Source organism: Oleiphilus sp. HI0043, assembly GCF_001634935.1.
Map to the genome: position 1 here is coordinate 1 of NZ_LWEY01000301.1, position 764 is coordinate 764.

At 45.5% G+C, this 764-nt stretch carries 1 pseudogene; it reads left to right on the forward strand.

The features are described from left to right. Positions 1-559, forward strand: a pseudogene (locus A3729_RS04240) (recombination factor protein RarA); the annotation flags it as partial. Between the last annotated feature and the right edge of the window lie 205 nt (positions 560-764).

Below are 764 nucleotides of genomic sequence, written 5' to 3' on the forward strand. Positions count from 1 at the left end.
GCATAAATCTGTTAGAGGTTCTGATCCCGACGCCGCGCTATATTGGTTTGTCCGTATGATTGATGCCGGTTGTGACCCTCTATATATAGCCAGGCGCGTAGTTAGGATGGCGAGTGAGGATATTGGTAATGCAGACCCCCGAGCGTTAACACTTGCTTTAAATGCCTGGGATGTTCAGGAGCGCTTAGGTAGCCCCGAAGGTGAGCTGAGTATAGCGCACGCTGTGATTTACTTAGCTGTCGCCCCAAAGAGCAATGCGGTATACAGCGCTTTTAATGCCTGTCGACGTTTGGTGCAGGAAGGCGGAGATGAGACAGTGCCAATGCATTTAAGAAATGCGCCTACACAGCTCATGAAAGATCAGGGTATGGGAATGGAGTACCGTTACGCTCATGATGAGCCTGATGGCTTTGCTGCTGGTGAATGTTATTTTCCTGAAGACCTTGCTGGCACGCAGTTATATCACCCGGTAAATCGTGGTTTAGAGCTAAAAATTGGCGAAAAAATGGCGCGTCTCAGGCAGTTAAATGCAGAGTCAGAACAAAAAAGATTTCCCTAACTTTGCTACAATTTACTAATAGACTATTTATTCGCCCTAGTCCTAAGGTTGATTTATTGGCGTTAAGTCTTTAGCTATCAGTAATCGAGATTTCATATATGAGTACACACCCTTTTTTAAAGCTGCTATTGAGTATCCTGGCCTTGTCCTTAGTTGCTTGTGGAAGCGGTAGTAAGCTGAGTGATGATACTTACGATGGCTTGGT